This is a genomic window from Streptomyces sp. NPDC005402, from assembly GCF_040606575.1.
Lineage (GTDB): Bacteria > Actinomycetota > Actinomycetes > Streptomycetales > Streptomycetaceae > Streptomyces.
Window position 1 is genome coordinate 1 of sequence record NZ_JBEXFB010000039.1, and the last position, 18,555, is coordinate 18,555.

The 18,555-nt window shown below is 70.7% G+C and carries 15 protein-coding genes and 1 pseudogene; 11 read left to right on the forward strand and 5 right to left on the reverse strand.

The window, feature by feature from the left end; translation table 11 throughout:
* Positions 1-326 precede the first annotated feature (326 nt).
* Positions 327-1,916: a phosphoglycerate dehydrogenase gene (gene serA, locus ABZT02_RS42230; protein WP_057616389.1), complete on the forward strand. Its 1,590-nt coding sequence runs from the start codon at positions 327-329 to the stop codon at positions 1,914-1,916.
* Positions 1,917-1,971: 55 nt separating this feature from the next.
* Here the strand turns inward: serA and ABZT02_RS42235 are convergent, their stop codons facing one another.
* Complete coding sequence (locus tag ABZT02_RS42235) at positions 1,972-3,495, reverse strand: MFS transporter (protein ID WP_356027899.1); 1,524 nt, start codon at positions 3,493-3,495, stop codon at positions 1,972-1,974.
* A gap of 76 nt (positions 3,496-3,571) precedes the next feature.
* Between ABZT02_RS42235 and ABZT02_RS42240 the strand changes: the two genes are divergently transcribed.
* Positions 3,572-4,144: a TetR/AcrR family transcriptional regulator gene (locus ABZT02_RS42240; protein WP_356027901.1), complete on the forward strand. Its 573-nt coding sequence runs from the start codon at positions 3,572-3,574 to the stop codon at positions 4,142-4,144.
* Between the two features lie 63 nt (positions 4,145-4,207).
* Here the strand turns inward: ABZT02_RS42240 and ABZT02_RS42245 are convergent, their stop codons facing one another.
* Positions 4,208-4,840 carry an HAD family hydrolase gene (locus ABZT02_RS42245; protein WP_356027903.1) on the reverse strand — a complete coding sequence of 211 codons (633 nt, stop codon included), beginning with the start codon at positions 4,838-4,840 and terminating at the stop codon, positions 4,208-4,210.
* Positions 4,841-4,922: 82 nt separating this feature from the next.
* Positions 4,923-6,500, reverse strand: coding sequence for a helix-turn-helix domain-containing protein (locus ABZT02_RS42250; protein ID WP_356027905.1), 1,578 nt, complete (start codon positions 6,498-6,500; stop codon positions 4,923-4,925).
* 107 nt (positions 6,501-6,607) lie between these two features.
* Here ABZT02_RS42250 and ABZT02_RS42255 point away from each other — a divergent pair, with 107 nt between their 5' ends.
* A complete protein-coding gene (locus ABZT02_RS42255; RefSeq protein ID WP_356027907.1) occupies positions 6,608-7,534 on the forward strand; it encodes a proline dehydrogenase family protein in 927 nt (308 codons plus the stop codon).
* 38 nt (positions 7,535-7,572) lie between these two features.
* The gene (gene pruA / locus ABZT02_RS42260) at positions 7,573-9,204 is read left to right on the forward strand and encodes an L-glutamate gamma-semialdehyde dehydrogenase (protein WP_356027909.1); all 1,632 of its coding nucleotides are present in this window, start codon (positions 7,573-7,575) and stop codon (positions 9,202-9,204) included.
* 142 nt (positions 9,205-9,346) lie between these two features.
* On the opposite strand, the pseudogene ABZT02_RS42265 reads toward pruA, so the two are convergent.
* Positions 9,347-9,545: pseudogene (locus ABZT02_RS42265) on the reverse strand (maleylpyruvate isomerase N-terminal domain-containing protein); the annotation flags it as partial.
* 277 nt (positions 9,546-9,822) lie between these two features.
* Between ABZT02_RS42265 and ABZT02_RS42270 the strand changes: the two are divergent.
* The gene (locus ABZT02_RS42270) at positions 9,823-9,954 is read left to right on the forward strand and encodes a hypothetical protein (RefSeq protein WP_020121043.1); all 132 of its coding nucleotides are present in this window, start codon (positions 9,823-9,825) and stop codon (positions 9,952-9,954) included.
* 51 nt (positions 9,955-10,005) lie between these two features.
* Here the strand turns inward: ABZT02_RS42270 and ABZT02_RS42275 are convergent, their stop codons facing one another.
* A complete protein-coding gene (locus tag ABZT02_RS42275; RefSeq protein ID WP_356027911.1) occupies positions 10,006-11,568 on the reverse strand; it encodes a metallophosphoesterase family protein in 1,563 nt (520 codons plus the stop codon).
* Between the two features lie 141 nt (positions 11,569-11,709).
* On the opposite strand from ABZT02_RS42275, the gene ABZT02_RS42280 reads away from it, so the two are divergent.
* From ABZT02_RS42280 to ABZT02_RS42305, 6 genes are all read left to right on the forward strand, one after another.
* The gene (locus ABZT02_RS42280; protein ID WP_356027913.1) at positions 11,710-12,753 is read left to right on the forward strand and encodes a 3-isopropylmalate dehydrogenase; all 1,044 of its coding nucleotides are present in this window, start codon (positions 11,710-11,712) and stop codon (positions 12,751-12,753) included.
* Positions 12,754-13,008: 255 nt separating this feature from the next.
* On the forward strand, positions 13,009-14,097 hold the full coding sequence (locus tag ABZT02_RS42285) for a branched-chain amino acid aminotransferase (protein ID WP_356027915.1): 1,089 nt from the start codon (positions 13,009-13,011) through the stop codon (positions 14,095-14,097).
* A gap of 150 nt (positions 14,098-14,247) precedes the next feature.
* Entirely contained in the window at positions 14,248-14,946 is a 699-nt protein-coding gene (ureA, locus tag ABZT02_RS42290) for an urease subunit gamma (RefSeq protein ID WP_356027917.1), read from the forward strand.
* Positions 14,943-16,652, forward strand: coding sequence for an urease subunit alpha (locus ABZT02_RS42295; RefSeq protein WP_356027919.1), 1,710 nt, complete (start codon positions 14,943-14,945; stop codon positions 16,650-16,652). Before ureA ends, ABZT02_RS42295 begins: the two co-directional genes overlap by 4 nt.
* A gap of 28 nt (positions 16,653-16,680) precedes the next feature.
* A complete protein-coding gene (locus tag ABZT02_RS42300) occupies positions 16,681-17,697 on the forward strand; it encodes an agmatine deiminase family protein (protein WP_356027983.1) in 1,017 nt (338 codons plus the stop codon).
* Positions 17,698-17,712: 15 nt separating this feature from the next.
* Positions 17,713-18,318 (forward strand): TetR/AcrR family transcriptional regulator, encoded by a 606-nt coding sequence (locus ABZT02_RS42305; RefSeq protein ID WP_356027921.1) that lies wholly within the window; start codon positions 17,713-17,715, stop codon positions 18,316-18,318.
* The last annotated feature ends 237 nt before the right edge of the window (positions 18,319-18,555 follow it).

The window sequence follows — 18,555 nt, forward strand, 5'->3', positions numbered from 1 at the left end:
GTACAACGAGTACAAGCAGCAGGACTCCGAGCACCTCCTGGAGACCACCGGCAAGCAGCTGCGCAAGCTCATGTCGTGGGTCGACGAAGCGGCGTAAGCCTCAGGCCACGGGGCCGGAGCGGGCAGCTCCGGCCCCGTTGTCCAACCCGTCGCATCACGGAAGGGTGATCCTTCCGCAGAGGCGCAAGACGACCTCCGCCGCGCCACTACACTGGCGCACAACATACGCGTCAGGCCCACAACGTCGTGCGTCTTCCACGCGGCTAGCCCCTCCACCGCCTGCGGCCGTCGGGACGGCCGTCCGCAATGGACTTGTGAGGACTCACGTGAGCTCGAAACCTGTCGTACTCATCGCTGAAGAGCTGTCGCCCGCGACTGTGGACGCGCTTGGCCCCGACTTCGAGATCCGGCACTGCAACGGAGCGGACCGAGCCGAACTGCTCCCGGCCATCGCCGAGGTCGACGCGATCCTGATCCGCTCCGCCACCAAGGTGGACGCCGAGGCCATCGCCGCCGCGCACAAGCTGAAGGTCGTCGCACGAGCCGGCGTCGGCCTGGACAACGTCGACGTGTCCGCCGCCACCAAGGCCGGCGTGATGGTCGTCAACGCCCCCACCTCGAACATCGTGACCGCCGCCGAGCTGGCCTGCGGTCTCCTCGTCGCCACCGCCCGCCACATCCCGCAGGCCAACGCCGCGCTGAAGAACGGCGAGTGGAAGCGCAGCAAGTACACGGGCGTGGAGCTGGCCGAGAAGACCCTCGGTGTCGTGGGTCTGGGCCGGATCGGTGCGCTGGTCGCCCAGCGCATGTCCGGGTTCGGCATGAAGGTCGTCGCCTACGACCCCTACATCCAGCCCGCCCGCGCCGCCCAGATGGGCGTCAAGGTGCTGTCCCTGGACGAGCTGCTCGAGGTCTCCGACTTCATCACCGTCCACCTGCCCAAGACCCCTGAGACCGTCGGTCTCATCGGCGACGAGGCGCTGCGCAAGGTCAAGCCGAGCGTGCGGATCGTCAACGCCGCGCGCGGCGGGATCGTCGACGAGGAGGCGCTGTACTCGGCGCTGAAGGAGGGCCGCGTCGCGGGTGCCGGTCTCGACGTGTACGCGAAGGAGCCCTGCACGGACTCCCCGCTGTTCGAGTTCGACCAGGTCGTCGCGACCCCGCACCTCGGTGCCTCCACCGACGAGGCGCAGGAGAAGGCCGGTATCGCCGTCGCCCGCTCGGTGCGCCTCGCGCTCGCCGGTGAGCTGGTGCCCGACGCGGTGAACGTCCAGGGCGGTGTCATCGCCGAGGACGTCAAGCCGGGCCTCCCGCTCGCCGAGCGCCTCGGCCGGATCTTCACCGCGCTCGCCGGTGAGGTCGCGGTCCGCCTCGACGTCGAGGTGTACGGCGAGATCACCCAGCACGATGTGAAGGTGCTGGAGCTGTCCGCCCTCAAGGGTGTCTTCGAGGACGTCGTCGCCGAGACGGTGTCGTACGTCAACGCTCCGCTGTTCGCGCAGGAGCGCGGTGTCGAGGTGCGGCTGACGACCAGCTCCGAGTCGGCCGACCACCGCAACGTCGTCACCGTGCGCGGCACGCTCGGCAGCGGCGAGGAGGTGTCGGTCTCCGGCACGCTGGCCGGACCGAAGCACCTCCAGAAGATCGTCGCCGTCGGTGAGTACGACGTCGATCTGGCCCTGGCCGACCACATGGTCGTCCTCAAGTACGAGGACCGTCCCGGTGTCGTCGGTACGGTCGGCCGGATCTTCGGCGAGGCCGGTATCAACATCGCCGGTATGCAGGTCTCGCGGGCGATCGCCGGTGGCGAGGCGCTGGCGGTCCTGACCGTGGACGACACGGTTCCGGCCGGGGTGCTGACCGAGGTCGCCGAGGAGATCGGGGCGACGTCGGCCCGTGCGGTGAACCTGGTCTGACGCTTCACGACAAAGGCTGGGCGGACCGGGAACTCTCGGCCCGCCCAGCCTTTTGTCATGCGAGTGACTTCTCCGGTTCCGGCTCGGGCGCCTGCTCGCGCACCTCGACTCCTCGCAGCGTCACCGCCGCCAGGGCCGCCGCCCCGACCAGCAGCACCGCCCCCGTGATCGCCGCGCCCTGCATCCCGCTGGTGAACGCCTCCCGGGCCGCCGTCGCGAGGCCCGGGAACCGGTCGGCGACCGCCAGCGCTCCGCCCAGCGTCTCGCGAGCCGCGTCCGGCGCCGAACCCGGCATGTCGTGGCGGTAGACCGCCGTGCCGATGGAGCCGAGGACCGCCATACCGAGCGCGCCGCCGAACTCCGCGCCGGTCTCCATGAGGGAGGACGCCGACCCGGCCCGCTCCACCGGGGCGCTGCCCATCGCGAGGTCCGTGATCTGGGAGATCACGGTGACGATGCCGACGGCGAGGACCCCGCACCCGGTCAGGACCAGCCACATCGAGTCCGTGCCGGTGAAGGCCAGCAGCGCGTAGCCGACCGCGCCGATCGCGAAGCCCGCGGTGATGACGTGGGCGCGGTCGACGCCCTTCTGGACCAGGGAGGTCGCGAGCGGGGCCGCGGCGCCGATCGGCACCGAGGGCAGCAGCGCCCACAGGGCCGCCTCCAGCGCGCTCTTGTCGAGCACGGACTGGAGGTACTGCGTGGTGAAGTAGGCCGAGCCCATCAGCGCGAACGACGAGATGAGGTTCAGGGCGACGGAGGGCCCGAAGCCGCGGCCGCGGAACAGGGCCGGGGAGATCATCGGGTTCGCGGTCGTGCGCTGACGGTGTACGAAGAGGGCCGCGAAGAGCAGACCGACGGTGATCGAGACGACGTACCGGACGTTCCAGCCCTCGGACGGGATCTCCTTGAGGCCGTAGACGACGGGCAGTACCGCGGCCATCGACAGGGGGACGCTCAGCCAGTCGAAGCGACCGGGCGAGGAGGCCTTGGACTCGGGCAGCAGGATCGGGCCGAGGACCAGCAGCAGCACCATCGCGGGCAGGTTGACCAGGAAGACCGAGCCCCACCAGAAGTACTCGACCAGGACGCCGCTCAGCACCGAGCCGAGGGCGATGCCGGCCGTCATCACGCCGGACCAGATGCCGATCGCCTTCGCGCGCTGGCCGGAGTCGGTGAACATCGTGCGGATCAGCGCCATCGTCGACGGCATCAGGGTCGCGCCGCCGATGCCGAGCACCGCGCGGGCCGCGATCAGCATCTCGGCGCTGTTCGCGTACGCCGCCACCAGGGAGGCCGCGCTGAACGCGACCGCGCCGAGCAGCAGCAGCCGGCGGCGGCCGATGCGGTCGCCCAGCGAGCCCATCGTCATGAGCAGGCCGGCCAGGACGAAGGCGTAGATGTCGAAGATCCACAGCTGCTGGGTGCCGCTCGGTTCAAGATCCGCGCTGATCGCCGGGATCGCGAAGTAGAGGACGGAGACGTCCATCGAGACCAGGAGCAGCGGAAGCATCAGGACGCCGAGTGCGGTCCATTCGCGGCGGCCGGCCAGGGCATGGGCGGGAGTCGGGTTCGTCATGCCGGTGACTATACGAGCGTATTAAACGGTTGTCTATGACGCTTGTATAAATCGCTTGTCTAGATAGGCTGAGGCCATGGGACATCGCGAGGATCTGCTCGAAGGCGCCAAGCGCTGCCTGCTGGAGAAGGGGTTCCTGCGGACGACCGCGCGGGACATCGTCAAGGAGTCCGGGACGAACCTGGCCTCCATCGGCTATCACTACGGGTCGAAGGACGCGCTTCTGGGCCAGGCGTACATCGCGTTGGTGGAGGACGTGCCCTTCGAGGGGGGTGACGGATTCACCGGTGCGCCCGGCTCGCTGGAGCGGTTCCGGGAGGTGTGGGCCAACATCGTCGACACCATGCGGGAGCCCGGCTCGATATGGCGGCTCAGCCTGGAGGTCATGGGGATGGGTGACCAACTGCCCGAGGTGCGCGAGCAGTTGGTCCGTGCCCAGCGTGAGGGCGGGCGTGGCCTGGTCTCCATCCTCATGGGCGTGCCGGAGGAGGAGGTGACGGACGAGACCGCCGACACCCTCGGCCGGTTCTATCTGGCGCTGATGACCGGACTCATCGGCCAGTGGGGCTTCGACCCGAAGAGCGCGCCCGACGCGGACACCCTCACCGAGGGCCTGCGCCAGGTCATCGAGGCGGCCACGCGCGGGTGACCCGCTCTGCCCACGTCCCTGGCCGCCTGCGCGATGAGGTGGGGGTGGGCGTGGGCAGCGGGCTCAGGCGCTGGTCGCCCTGCGGATGGCGGACGCGGTGTCGGGGGTCGTGAGGGTGGGCCGGTAGTCCTGTTCCGTCCACGGTCGGCCGGCCGAGACCCACACGCTGCACGCGCCGACCCCCTGCGCGCCGCGGATGTCGGCGGGGGCCGAGTCGCCGATCATCCAGGAGCCGTCGAGCGGGGCGTCGACGACGGCGGCCGCCGCGTGGAAGATCTCCGGTTCCGGCTTCCGGTGGCCGACCGCCTCGGAGATCACCCAGCCGTTCACGAGCCGGTCGAGACCGGTGTTGCGGATCTTCGTCTCCTGCTGGACGGTCCGCCCGTTGGTCACGATCACACAGGACCAGCCGCCGTCGAGGGCCGCGAGGAGCGCCTCGCGGACCGGGTCGGACAAGGTGACCCGGTCGGCCGCGCCGTGGTCGAGGAAGTCCTGGGCGTCGATGCCGTCGTACCGTTCGGACAGCGCGGTCGCGACCTCCCGCCGTGGTTTGTGACCACTCGCGTCGACGGTCAGCAGCCAGTCCAAGTCCCCTGCGGGCAGCCGGTGTTCGGCGAGAAAGTCGGTCGCGGCCGCGCGGAAGGCGGCGTCCCGGTCGACGAGGGTGTTGTCGAGGTCGATCATCAGCAGGCGCATCCGGACGATTCTCGCTCGTTCGGTGGCGAGGCGACGAGATGACGAGGTGACGCGTACGGATGCTGCATGGCTCGCTGAGGGCCTACAGTCGCGCCCCCTTGAGCGCCATGTGCAGCAACAGCCGATCCTCGCCGTCGTCCAGGTCCAGGCCGGTGAGCTGTTCGACGCGGGAGAGGCGGTAGTAGAGGGTCTGGCGGTGGATGCCCAGTTCCGCGGCGGTGCGGCCGGCCTGGCCCGCGCAGTCGAGGTAGGCCTCGGCGGTGCGGGCGAGTTCGCGGTGGGCGGGGGAGAGGAGGGGGCGTACGGCGGGGTCGTGGGCCGTCTCCGGGGGCAGCGCGGTCAGCAGGCGGTACGGGCCGATGCGGGACCACTCCGCCACCGGCCCGAACCTGGGTTCCGCGAGCGCGGCCCGCGCCGCGGCGGACGCCTCCTGCCAGGCGGGGGCGAGCTCGGCGAGGCCCACCCGGGCGGCGGCGACACCGGCGGCCACGGTGCCTCGGGGGGTTGCCGGGCCCGGCGCCGCCATCCCGCGTGCCGCGTCGGAGGCTGCCGTGCCGCGTGCCTCGCCCCGGGCTCCCTCGGCCGGCCCGGTCCTGCTGCCGCTCCCCGGCAGGTTGCCGCCGCTCCGAGCGCTGCCCGGTCCGCTGTCGTTGCTCTTGCCGGCCCTGCCGTCGTCCGGTGCGCTGCCCTTGTTCTCGGCTGCCCGAGGCCCGTCGGTCCCAGTCGACCTGCCCGCGCTCGTCTCGCCGCTGCCGCGACCGCCTCCGCCGCCTGCTTCTCCCTGGGCGCCTCCGCCGCGACCGGCCCCGCCCCCTGCCTCGCCGTAGGCGCCCCCGCCCCCCTCCACACCCCGCGCCCGCTCCAGCAACCGGGCCGCCGTCGAGCCGGCCGGGGTCAGTGTGTCCGTCGCCCGTAGGCGTACCAGGACCGCCAGCGACTGGGCCGAGGTGCCCCACGGCACCGTGCACAGGGCCGTCGCGTGCGGGATGGTGCGGGCCGACGGGGCGTCGTCCGGGTCGGCGGACGGCCACGGGGCGACGCACACCACGGCGTACGGGCCGTCACCGCGGGAGCCCAGCGCCGTGCGCAGGGCGGCCACCGCCATGTCGGCCTGCCAGCCGCGCTCGGCGGTCAGCACCGCCCGCAGCTCCCGGCTCAGGTCGGCCCCGTGCTGTGCCTCGTCCGCGAGCAGCGCGCCGATCCGGGTCGTCACCCGCATCGCCGCGTCCAGTTGCCGGTCGGTCGGGCCCGGGTCCGAGTCCAGGAGCCAGACGTAACCGAGGACGACCCCCCGATGACGTACGGGGAGACAGATACGTCCCCGGTACACCCCTGCCTCCGGGGTCGGCGGAATCCGCACCGGACCCGAAGCCCGCGTGATGCCGAAGCCCTCGAACCACGTCCGGACCGCGGCCGTGGAGCGCCGGGTCAGGATCGAGCGGGTGCGGACGGGGTCCAGCGCCGACGGATCGAGGTCGCCCTCACTGTCGTACGCCCCGAAGGCGATCAGCTCGAAGTCGCGGTTCTCCAGGGTCGCCGGGACGCCCAGGAGTTCCGAGATCTCGTCGACCAGCTCCTGGTAGTCACCTGCGCGGTTGAAGGCTGCGGATTCGGACGTCACCCGGGCATTCTCGCGCAATTCCGCCGCCTCTTCATACATCTGTCTGAGATCTGCGGCACGGATGCGTGACAGCTGTCGATGGTCGAGGATCGGAGGGATCCTTAGGTTTCACGGTGGTTCTATCTGCTGGTTTGTGGAGGTGCCCCGTGCTGGGTCCCGTGATTCTTGCCGCGTCGCGAAGCGACCGGATGCGACGCCTGATCTCGGCGGCCCCGGTGACCAAGCAGGTCGTCGACCGCTTCATCCCCGGCGAGACGGTCGACGAGATCGTCCCGATCGTCCAGGAGCTCACTTCGAAGGGTCTGGAGCTGACCATGGACGTGGTCGGCGAGGACATCGCCACGCCCGAGCAGGCCGAGGCCGCCCGGGACGCCTACCTCGCGCTCGTCGACCGGCTGAAAACCCTTGAGCTGGGTACCAGGGCCGAGATGTCCGTGAAGCTGTCGATGTTCGGCCAGGCGCTTCCCGGGGGTCACGAGCTCGCGCTCGCCAACGTCCGGCCCGTCGTCGAGGCCGCCGCCGCCATCGGTACGACCGTCACGCTCGACGCCGAGGACCACACCACCCTCGACTCGATGTTCGCCATCCACGAGGAACTGCGGAAGGACTTCCCGCAGACCGGCTGTGTGATCCAGGCCTACCTCTTCCGCACCGAGGCCGACGCCCGCAGGCTCGCCGCGGCGGGCAGCCGGGTGCGGCTCGTGAAGGGCGCCTACAAGGAGCCCGCCGAGGTCGCCCACCAGCAGAAGCACGAGATCGACAAGGCGTACGTCCGGGTCCTGCGCATCCTCATGGAGGGCGAGGGCTACCCGATGGTCGGTTCCCACGACCCGCGCCTGATCTCCATCGCCCAGGAACTCGCCCGGCAGGCGGGCCGCAAGCCCGACGAGTACGAGTTCCAGATGCTGTACGGGATCAGGGGCGACGAGCATCTGCGGCTCGCCGCCGAAGGGCACCGCATGCGCGTCTACACGGCCTACGGCACCGACTGGTACGGCTACTTCATGCGCCGACTCGCGGAGAAGCCGGCGAACCTGCGTTTCTTCGTCCGCAGCATGATCAGCAAGGGCTGAGCCCAACACCCGCTCAAGTTCAAGGAGTTACGGAACCCATGGACGCTGTGACCCAGGTCCCCACCCCCGTCAACGAGCCGGTGCGCGGCTACGCCCCCGGTTCGCCCGAGCGGGCCCGGCTGGAGGTGAAGCTCAAGGAGCTGGCCGAGAACCCGGTCGACCTGCCGATGACCATCGGTGGTGAGAAGCGGCTGGGCGGCGGCGAGGCCTTCCAGGTCGTGCAGCCGCACAACCACAAGGCCGTCCTCGGCACCCTCCGCAACGCCACCCAGCAGGACGCCCGGGACGCCATCGACGCGGCCCTCGCCGCCGCCCCCGCCTGGCGCGCGATGTCCTTCGACGACCGTGCCGCGATCATCCTGCGCGCCGCCGAACTGCTCTCCGGCCCTTGGCGCGAGACGCTGGCCGCGTCCACCATGCTCGGCCAGTCCAAGACCGCCCAGCAGGCCGAGATCGACACGCCCTGCGAGCTGGTCGACTTCTGGCGCTTCAACGTCAAGTACGCCCGTGACCTGCTCGCTGAGCAGCCCCCGGCCAACGCCCCCGGCGTCTGGAACCGCCTCGACCACCGCCCGCTGGAGGGCTTCGTCTACGCGATCACGCCGTTCAACTTCACGGCGATCGCGGGCAACCTGCCGACCGCGCCCGCGCTCATGGGCAATGTGGTCGTGTGGAAGCCGTCCCCGACGCAGACCCACGCCGCCGTCCTGCTGATGCAGCTGCTGGAGGAGGCGGGACTGCCCAAGGGCGTCATCAACCTCGTCACCGGCGACGGCATCGAGGTCTCCAAGGTGGCCCTGGAGCACCAGGACCTCGCGGGCATCCACTTCACCGGTTCGACGAAGACCTTCCAGCACCTGTGGAAGACGGTCGGCGCCAACATCGAGAAGTACCGCACCTACCCGCGCCTGGTCGGCGAGACCGGCGGCAAGGACTTCGTCGTCGCCCACCCCTCGGCCGACCGCGCGATCCTCAAGACGGCCCTCACCCGCGGTGCGTTCGAGTACCAGGGCCAGAAGTGCTCGGCGACCTCCCGGGCCTACATCCCGGCGTCGATCTGGAACAGCGGCTTCCGGGAGGAGTTCGCGGCCGAGGTCGACGGCATCGCCATGGGTGACGTCACCGACCTCTCGAACTTCATCGGCGCGGTCATCGACGAGCGTGCCTTCGCCAAGAGCAAGGCGGCGATCGACCGCGCCCAGTCGGACCCCACCTGCACGATCGTCGCGGGCGGTTCCTACGACGACTCGGTCGGCTGGTTCGTCCGCCCGACCGTCGTCGAGTGCACGGACCCGGAGAACGAGGTCTTCACGACCGAGTACTTCGGCCCGTTCCTCGCGGTGTACGTCTACGAGGACGACCGGTACGAGGAGATGCTGACCCAGATGGAGTCGGCGTCCGACTACGCGCTGACCGGCTCGGTCATCGCGGGAGACCGCGCGGCGGCGGCGTACACGATGGAGAAGCTGCGCTACGCGGCCGGCAACTTCTACATCAACGACAAGTCGACCGGCGCCGTCGTCGGCCAGCAGCCCTTCGGCGGCGGCCGCGCCTCCGGCACCAACGACAAGGCCGGTGCCCCGCAGAACCTCCAGCGCTGGACCCTGACCCGCGCCATCAAGGAGACGCTGGTCCCGCCGACCGACTACCCGTACCCGCACATGGGCTGACGCCCCGTCAGTCACCAGGAGGGGCCGGGCTGTTGCCCGGCCCCTCCGTGCGTGTCGTCACGTCCTGGTCCTCCGGCTCCCAGTCCTGGAGCAGGGTCAAGACACGTCGGTCCCCGTGGAGCTTCAGGGAGTCCACCGCGATCGCCACGGCACCCGAGGACTGCGATGACTGCGACGCCCCCACCACGTCCAGCAGCCGCGGTCCGGGCCGGGGTGTCCTTCGGAGCGGTCCAGGACGGGCCGTCGGCGGGTCCTGCGGCGACGCTGGCGGCCCAGCGCCGGTGCACCCGGCCCAGATGGTGCACCAGATCGAACAGCGACCAGTCGGAGCAGGTCGGCACTGGGGGGGCGCCTCCCCGGCATCGACGAAAGCGCAGGTCAGACCCATGTGATCCACTCCACCGTCTCAGATAGTAGGAAGTCCGAGTAATTGTGGAGACAGACAGGCCGTCCTCCCTTAGCTTTGTAGAAGCCGAACGTCTCGCTCGATCAAGCGAATGGCGGTCGTGAGCCGGGCCCCGCGCAGGCAACCCCTGCGGCCCGTCGCTCCCCGCCCCTTCCGGCGTCTCGTTGTCCCCTTTCCTGGACTTCCCTGGAATGCGAAGGAGTCGATTTCTCATGGCCGAGACGACCGCCCGCCGTCGAGTCCGTCACACCTCCCGTACGAGCGAGTCCGACCGCAAGAACGCCGCCGCAGCCCTGCAGCGCGCCCTCGACCGCCGTGACAACGGCGGCTCGACCGGTCACTGACCGGTCCCCACAGCCGGGAGCCGCACCCGTACGAGGTGCGGCGCGGGCCCGTCAAGACCCGCGCCGCACCTCGAAATGGTCGATGCGCTCCCCGCTCTGCGCGAGCGCCGACACCGTCAGCCGCGGCCGTGCCCCGCTCTGCGCCTCCACCGAGAGCAGCGAGAACCCGCGGTAGCGCACCCGCGACCACTCCACCGTCTCCTTCCGGGGCTGCTTCGACCTCGTCCACTGGAAGGTCTCGACGGACTCGTGGTCGTGCACGCGCCCCTCGTAGCTCTCCTTCACACCCGCGGGGAAGCCGTACAGGTCCCGGCCGCCCCCGCCGGCCGTGACGTACACGATCCCGTCCCGCGTCGGGTCGGTGGCGCCGCCGATCGGCAGCGACCGGCCGACCTCGCCGCCGCGGATCGCGTCCGTGCGCTCGTACACGTGGTTGTGCCCGTTGATCACCAGGTCCACCTGGTGCTTCTCGAACAGCGGCAGCCACTCGGCGCGCACCCCGCCGTCGGAGGCGTGCGAGGACGTCGAGTACGCGCAGTGGTGGAAGCAGACGACGACGAAATCGATCCCCTTGTCCGCCCGCAGCTCAGCCAGCCTCTTGTCCAGCCACGCCGTCTGCTTCCCGTGCGTGTAACCGAGGTTGGCGGGGATCTCGTACGACACGTCGTTCGCGTCCAGTGCCACGACGCCGACGTTGCCGTACGTGAAGGAGTAGACGCCCGGCGCCGAGCGCGGGTCCGGGCCGCTCTCGGGTAGGGACCAGCGGGCGAGCTGGCCGCCGTAGCCGTCGGGGGAGTACCAGGCCTCCATGTCGTGGTTGCCGGTCGTCACCATCCAGGGCACGCTCCGCGCGACCTCCTCGTTCTGTTTGAGGAACAGGTCCCAGAAGCCCGGGTCGTAACCGTCCGACTTCAGCCCCTGGCCGTTGCCGTCGGCGTAGCAGAGGTCGCCGGCGTGGAGGTGGAAGGCGGGCTTCTGGCGCAGCAGGAGGTTGTCGTTGGCGGCCGCGGCGGTGCCGACCCCCTGGTCGCCGAAGGCGGTGAACACGAACGTCTCCGGGCTCGCCGGGGCGGTCCGGAAACTGCTGATCGTCGAGCGGTGGCTCGCGTCCGCCGGGTCGAAGCCGTCGTGGCCGACGCCGTAGTAGTAGGTCGTGCCGGGGCGCAGTCCGTCCAGGGCCGCGTGCAGGTAGTACTGGTCGAGGGCGAGGCGTACGCCGGTCTGCCCCGGGGTGTGCAGGTCGCGGAGCTCGGCCCCGATCCTGCGGCTCAGGTCGTCGGGCCGCAGGCCGACCCGGACGTACGGCCTCCGCACCGCGAGCGGGACCTGCCACGAGATCCGCATCCCGGTCCTCGGGTCGGCGCCGAAGGCGAGGTGGCGGCCGAAGGGGGAGACGGCGGAACCGTGCACCCTGGCCGCTGTGGAGGGGGCGGCGGTGCTGGTCGCCCTGGACGATCCGTCGGGGGAGCAGCCGGTCAGCAGGCCGCCGGCCACCGCGCCCGCGGTCACCAGTGTGCGGCGCCGGGACAGCTTCGTCCGCAGGTACTCGTGCTGCTCGGCCATGCTCATCCGGCGCGCGAGCCGAGGCGGAATGCCGACGTCGGGGAGGTCCATGGTGGTGAACTTCCCAGCGGACCCCGACGGCCACCGTACCTTCGGGTGAACGGGAGCCGAAGGGCTGACGCGAGGTCCCGCCCGGTGTCCGTATCGCGGACAGACGATGTCATCCCATGGGACGAGGAGTAGGGTTCCCGCATGTCTCGCAGCATCAATCTCGCAGTGATTCCCGGTGACGGCATCGGCCAGGAGGTCGTGGCCGAAGGTCTGAAGGTCCTCTCCGCCGTCCTTCCGCAGGATGTGAAGCTGGAGACCAAGGACTTCGACTTCGGTGCCCAGCGCTACCACGCCACCGGTGAGACCCTCACCGACGCCGACCTCGACGCGCTGAAGAAGCACGACGCGATCCTGCTCGGCGCCATCGGTGACCCGTCGGTCCCCTCCGGCGTGCTGGAGCGCGGCTTCCTGCTCAAGCTCCGCTTCGCCTTCGACCACCACGTGAACCTGCGTCCGTCGAAGCTGCTCCCGGGTGTCGACACACCCCTCAAGGGCGAGCCGGCCATCGACTTCGTCGTCGTCCGCGAGGGCACCGAGGGCCCCTACACCGGCAACGGCGGCACCATCCGCAAGGGCACCGAGCACGAGGTCGCCACCGAGGTCTCGGTGAACACGGCCTTCGGTGTCGAGCGCGTGGTCCGCGACGCGTTCGCCCGCGCCCAGGCCCGCCCCCGCAAGAAGCTCACGCTGGTCCACAAGAACAACGTGCTGACCTTCGCCGGACACCTGTGGACGAACATCTTCAACAAGGTGGCCGCGGAGTTCCCCGAGGTCACCACCGACTACATCCACGTCGACGCGGCCACGATCTACCTGGTCACCGACCCGGCCCGGTTCGACGTGATCGTCACCGACAACCTCTTCGGCGACATCATCACCGACCTCGCCGCGGCCGTCTCCGGCGGCATCGGCGTCGCGGCCTCCGGGAACATCAACCCAAGCGGCGACTTCCCGTCCATGTTCGAGCCCGTCCACGGCTCGGCCCCGGACATCGCGGGCCAGGGCAAGGCCGACCCGACCGCCACGGTCCTGTCCGTCGCCCTGCTCCTGCGCCACCTCGGCTACGAGGCCGAGGCCGCCCGTATCGAGGAGGCGGTCTCCGCCGACCTCGCCGAGCGCACCGGCAAGCCCGCCCGCTCCACGTCGGAGATCGGCGACGCGCTGGCCGTACGAGTAGCCGGCTGACCGGGCGCGCCACTCGAAAAGCATTCGAAGCCGCCGGGTCACTCGTACCCGGCGGCTTTCGCATGTCCCCCGCCGGGTGACACCATCATCCCCTGGGTCGCATTTCACGCCGTTTCTTCCCCGGCTCCCCGCTTGCGATAATCGAACGCGGAGCCGCGGAATGAGGGAATGCTCGGACGTCCTAGCACTGGTCACTGACAGTAAAGGGGCGTGAGCGCGGCCCGTCACTACACAACCGGTGAAGGACAACCACTCATGACGACGCCCACGATCGAGCTCAAGCCCTCCGCCAGCCCGCTCTCCGCCACCGAGCGCGAGGCGATCCTGGCCAACCCCGGGTTCGGCCGCCACTTCACCGACCACATGGTGACGATCAAGTGGACCGAGGGGCGGGGCTGGCACGACGCGCAGCTCGTCCCGTACGGGCCGATCTCCCTCGACCCCTCCACCCACGTGCTGCACTACGGCCAGGAGATCTTCGAGGGCCTCAAGGCCTACCGCCAGGCCGACGGCTCGGTCGCCGTGTTCCGCCCCGAGGCCAACGCGCGCCGCTTCCGCAACTCCGCCCGCCGGATGGCGATGGCCGAGCTGCCCGAGGAGCTCTTCCTCGGGGCCCTCGACGCGCTGATCGGCCAGGACGCCGACTGGGTCCCGCCGCACGGCGGTGAGGAGTCCCTCTACCTGCGCCCGTTCATGTTCGCCACGGAGGCCGCGCTCGGCGTCCACCCGGCCAACGAGTACCTCTTCATGCTGATCGCCTCCCCGTCCGGCGCCTACTTCGCCGGGGGCGTCAAGCCGGTCACCATCTGGGTCTCCGAGGACCACGTCCGCGCCGTCCCCGGCGGCACCGGTGACGCCAAGACCGGCGGCAACTACGCGGCCTCCCTCCTCCCGCAGGCCGAGGCCGCCGCCAACGGCTGCGACCAGGTCGTCTACCTCGACGCGGTGACCCGCACCAAGGTCGAGGAGTCCGGCTCCATGAACATCGCCTTCGTCTACGGCGACCGGATCGTCACGCCGTCGCTCACGGGCTCCATCCTCGAGGGCATCACCCGCGACTCCCTCCTCCAGGTCGCCCGCGACCTCGGGTACACCGCCGAGGAGGGTGTGGTCACCCTGGAGCAGTGGCGTGCCGACGCGGCCTCCGGCGCCCTGACCGAGGTCTTCGCCTGCGGCACCGCCGCGGTCGTCACGCCGATCGGCCACGTCAAGACCAAGACGGACGCCTGGACCCACGGCGACGGCACGCCCGGCGAGGTCACGCTGAAGCTGCGCGAGGCCCTGCTCGGCATCCAGCGCGGTGTCAGGGAGGACAAGCACGGCTGGATGCACAAGCTGGGCTGAGTCCCCGCTCGTGTCACGGGCCCGCTCGGACGTCGTCCGGGCGGGCCCGTCTTTTGTTTGAGTGCCGCTCGATGTGATCCAGCCGACTAGTTCTGGCCTATTGCTTGCCGACCCCCCTCATTTAGAGTGCTGCTCTAAAGGAGGAACGACATGCGGCTGACCCCCACCGAACGCGACCGGTTGCTGCTCTTCGGGGCCGCCGAGCTGGCCCGGGCGCGCAGAGCCCGTGGTCTGAGGCTGAACGTCCCGGAGGCGACCGCGATCGTCGCTGACACGGTGTGCGAGGCCGCCCGGGACGGGGCTCGGCTGGCCGAGGCCGTCGAGCGCGCCCGGTCGGTGCTCGGGCCCGACGACGTCCTGCCCGGCGTCGCGGACGTCGTCACCGAGGTCCATGTCGAGGCGGTCTTCGAGGACGGTTCGCGGCTCGCGGTCGTCAGTGATCCGATCGGCGGGGGGCTCGGTGAACGGGCGCCCGGCGCGCTGCTGCCGGGGCCCGAACACGCCGAGCCCGAGGCGGTCGTCCGGCTGACGGTCACCAACACCGCGTCGGTGCCCGTCTCCGTCACCTCCCACTTCCACTTCTTCGAGGCCAACCCGCGCCTGGACTTCCCGCGGGCCGAGGCCTATGGCATGCGGCTCGCGGTGCCCGCCGGCTCGTCGGTGCGGTTCGGGCCAGGGGAGTCGGGTGAGGTCGGCCTGGTCCCGATCGGCGGCGCCCGCGTGGCCGTCGGCTTCGCCGGCCTGGTCGACGGACCACTGGACGCGCCCGGCGCCCGCGAGGAGGCACTGCGCCGTGCCGCGGCCTGTGGGTATCTGGGTGTGCTGGACGACGAGGAAGGTGTCCGATGAGCCGCCCCGCGGGTCCACCGGTCGAGGCTCGTCGGCTCAGTCCCCACGAGTACGCCGCCACCCACGGCCCCCGTGCCGGGGATCGTGTGCGCCTCGGTGACTCGGGGCTGGTGATCCGGGTCGAGGAGGACTCGCAGCGCTACGGCGACGAGTTCCTCGCGGGTTTCGGCAAGACCGCACGGGACGGGCTGCACCTCAAGGCCGCCGCGGTACGGGAGACCTGTGACGTCGTCGTCAGCAATGTGGTCGTGATCGACGCCGTGCTGGGAATCCGGAAGGTCTCGATCGGTATCCGGGAAGGGCGGATCTGCTCGATCGGGCGGGCCGGGAACCCCGACACCCTCGACGGGGTGGACGTCGTCGTCGGCACGGGTACCTCCATCGTGTCCGGCGAGGGGCTCATCGCCACCGCGGGGGCCGTCGACACCCACGTCCATCTGCTGTCGCCGCGGATCATGGAGGCCTCGCTGGCGTCCGGGGTGACCACGATCATCGGGCAGGAGTTCGGGCCCGTGTGGGGCGTCGGGGTCAACTCTCCCTGGGCGCTCCGGCACGCGTTCGGTGCCTTCGACGCCTGGCCGGTCAACATCGGTTTCCTGGGCCGGGGTTCGTCCTCCGCGCAGGCCCCCCTGATCGAGGCGCTGGCCGAAGGCGGGGCGAGCGGCTTCAAGGTGCACGAGGACATGGGCGCCCACACTCGCGCGTTGGACACCGCGCTCCGGGTGGCCGAGGAACACGACGTCCAAGTCGCCCTGCACAGCGACGGGTTGAACGAGTGCCTGTCCGTCGAGGACACCCTGAACGTGCTGGACGGCCGCACCATCCACGCCTTCCACATCGAGGGCTGCGGCGGCGGACACGTCCCGAACGTGCTGAAGATGGCCGGAGTCGCGAACGTGATCGGCTCCTCCACCAACCCCACCCTGCCCTTCGGCCGGGACGCCGTCGCCGAGCACTACGGCATGATCGTCTCCGTCCACGACCTCAAGACCGACCTGCCCGGCGACGCCGCCATGGCCCGTGACCGCATCCGCGCCGGGACCATGGGCGCCGAGGACGTGCTGCACGACCTCGGCGCGATCGGCATCACCTCGTCCGACGCGCAGGGCATGGGGCGTGCCGGTGAGACGGTCCGCCGTACCTTCGCGATGGCCGGGAAGATGAAGGCCGAGTTCGGAGCGCCCGAGGAGCACGACAACGAGCGCGTGCTGCGCTACATCGCCAAGCTGACCATCAACCCGGCCATCGCACACGGCCTTTCGCACGAGGTCGGTTCCATCGAGGTCGGCAAGCTGGCCGACCTCGTGCTGTGGCGACCGGAGTACTTCGGCGCCAAGCCGCAACTCGTCCTGAAGTCCGGCTTCCCGGCCTACGGCGTGGTCGGCGACCCTGGCGCGGCCACCGACACCTGCGAACCCCTCGTCCTGGGACCGCAGTTCGGGGCGCACGGCGCCACCCCGGCCGAGATCTCCGTGGCCTTCGTCGCCCAGGCAGCCCTCGACCAGGGCAACGACCGGCTGCCGAGCCGCAGGAGAAGAGTCGCCGTACGCGGCACCCGCGGCATCGGACCGGCCGACCTGCGCCTCAACTCCCGTACCGGAGCGGTGGACGTGGACCGGCGCACCGGCCTGGTGACCCTGGACGGAGAACCGCTGCACTCCGAGCCGGCCGAGTCCGTCTCCCTCAACCGCCTGTACTTCCTCTAGGACTTGTAGGACCCCGATGACGCACCGCATGACCTACCGCATGCCCCCCGAATGGGCCCCGCACGAACGCACCTGGATGGCCTGGCCCGGCCCCAACCCGACCTTCACCGACGACGGGGAACTGGCCGCGGCCCGAGCCGCCTGGGCGTCCGTGGCCCGCGCGGTGCGCCGCTTCGAACCGGTGACGATGGTGCACGGCCCCGGCCACGCCGAGTCCGCGCGCGAACTGCTCGGACCGGACGTCGAACTGGTGGAGCGTGAGCTCGACGACGCGTGGATGCGCGACATCGGCCCCACGTTCGTCAAGGACGGGGAAGGCCGACTGGCCGCCGTCGACTGGGTGTTCAACGGCTGGGGCGGCCAGGACTGGGCCCGCTGGGAGCACGACTCCAAGATCGCCCGCCAAATCGCCGACCTCGCCGGGGTGCCGGTGCTGAGCAGCCCGCTGGTCAACGAGGGCGGCGCGATCCACGTGGACGGCGAGGGCACCGTCCTGCTCACCGACACCGTCCAGCTGGGCGCCGGCCGCAACCCCGGCTGGACCCGCGAGCAGGTCGAGGCGGAGATCCACGCCAGGCTCGGCACCACCAGGGCCATCTGGCTCCCACGTGGCCTGACCGGCGACTACGGCACCTACGGCACCCAGGGCCACGTCGACATCGTCGCCGCCTTCGCCCGCCCGGGCGTGGTCGTGGCGCACGTCCAGCCGGACCCGGCGCACCCGGACCACGAGGTGACCAGGGAGGTCGTGGGCCTGCTGAAGTCGGCGACCGACGCGCGCGGGCGGCGCCTGGAGGTCGTCGAGGTGCCCGCGCCGACCGTCCTGGAGGCCGACGGCCACTGGGCCGACTACTCCTACATCAACCACTACCTCTGCAACGGCGCCGTCGTGCTCTGCGGCTTCGACGACCCGCGCGACGAGCTCGCCGCCGGCATCTTCCGGCGGCTGTTCCCGGAGCGCACGGTGACGCAGGCCGACGCCCGTACGATCTTTGCGGGCGGTGGCGGCATCCACTGCATCACCCAGCAGCAGCCGAGGATCTAGTTCGAGGAGTGGCACATGGCCGGTGGCCGCAGACAGGCCCCGCCCCGCGAGCAGGTCCTCGCCGCGGCCATGGAGATGATCGCCGAGCGGGGCCTGGAGAAGCTCACCATGGCCGCGCTCGGCCGCGAGGTCGGCATGAGCAGCGGCCACCTCCTCTACTACTTCCGCTCCAAGGACGAACTGCTGCTCCAGACCCTGGAGTGGAGCGAGGGACGGCTCGGCGCCGAGCGCGCCCGGCTGCTGACCCGCACGGCAACCGTCCGCGAACGGCTCGACGCGTACGTCGACCTGTACGTCCCCCACGGCCACCGCGACCCGCACTGGACGCTCTGGCTGGAGGTCTGGAACCGCTCGCAGAGCGCCGCCGAGGACGCGGCCGCCCGTGACCGTCAGGCCGCCATCGAGGGCGCCTGGCACCGTGATCTGGTCGCGCTCCTCGCGGAGGGCGTCTCGCGGGGCGAGTTCCGCGCGGTCGACGCGGACCGTTTCGCGGCCCGGTTGCGGGCCCTCCTGGACGGCTTCTCGATCCATGTGGCGATCGGGCTGCGCGGGACGGACCGGGGGATGATTCTCGGCCACGTGAGGGAGTTCCTCGACCAGAGCCTCCTCGCGGACGCGTGACCTTCCGCCCGGGTTGTACGCAATAAGGCCGATTGACCCTGTGGTCAGTGGTGCGTTTGCCTCGTGGGGAGCCCTTGGCGCGGGGCCGGGGGTGCGTCAACGGGGGTCCCAGGGGGAACATGTCCAGAGCCGCCATGTCTCTTGGGCGCGGCCTCGCTCGTCGCGTTCACCGGAACCACCGCATCCGCCGCACCGCGCGTCGACCGTCTCAGCACCGCGGCCGACGGCACCCAGGGC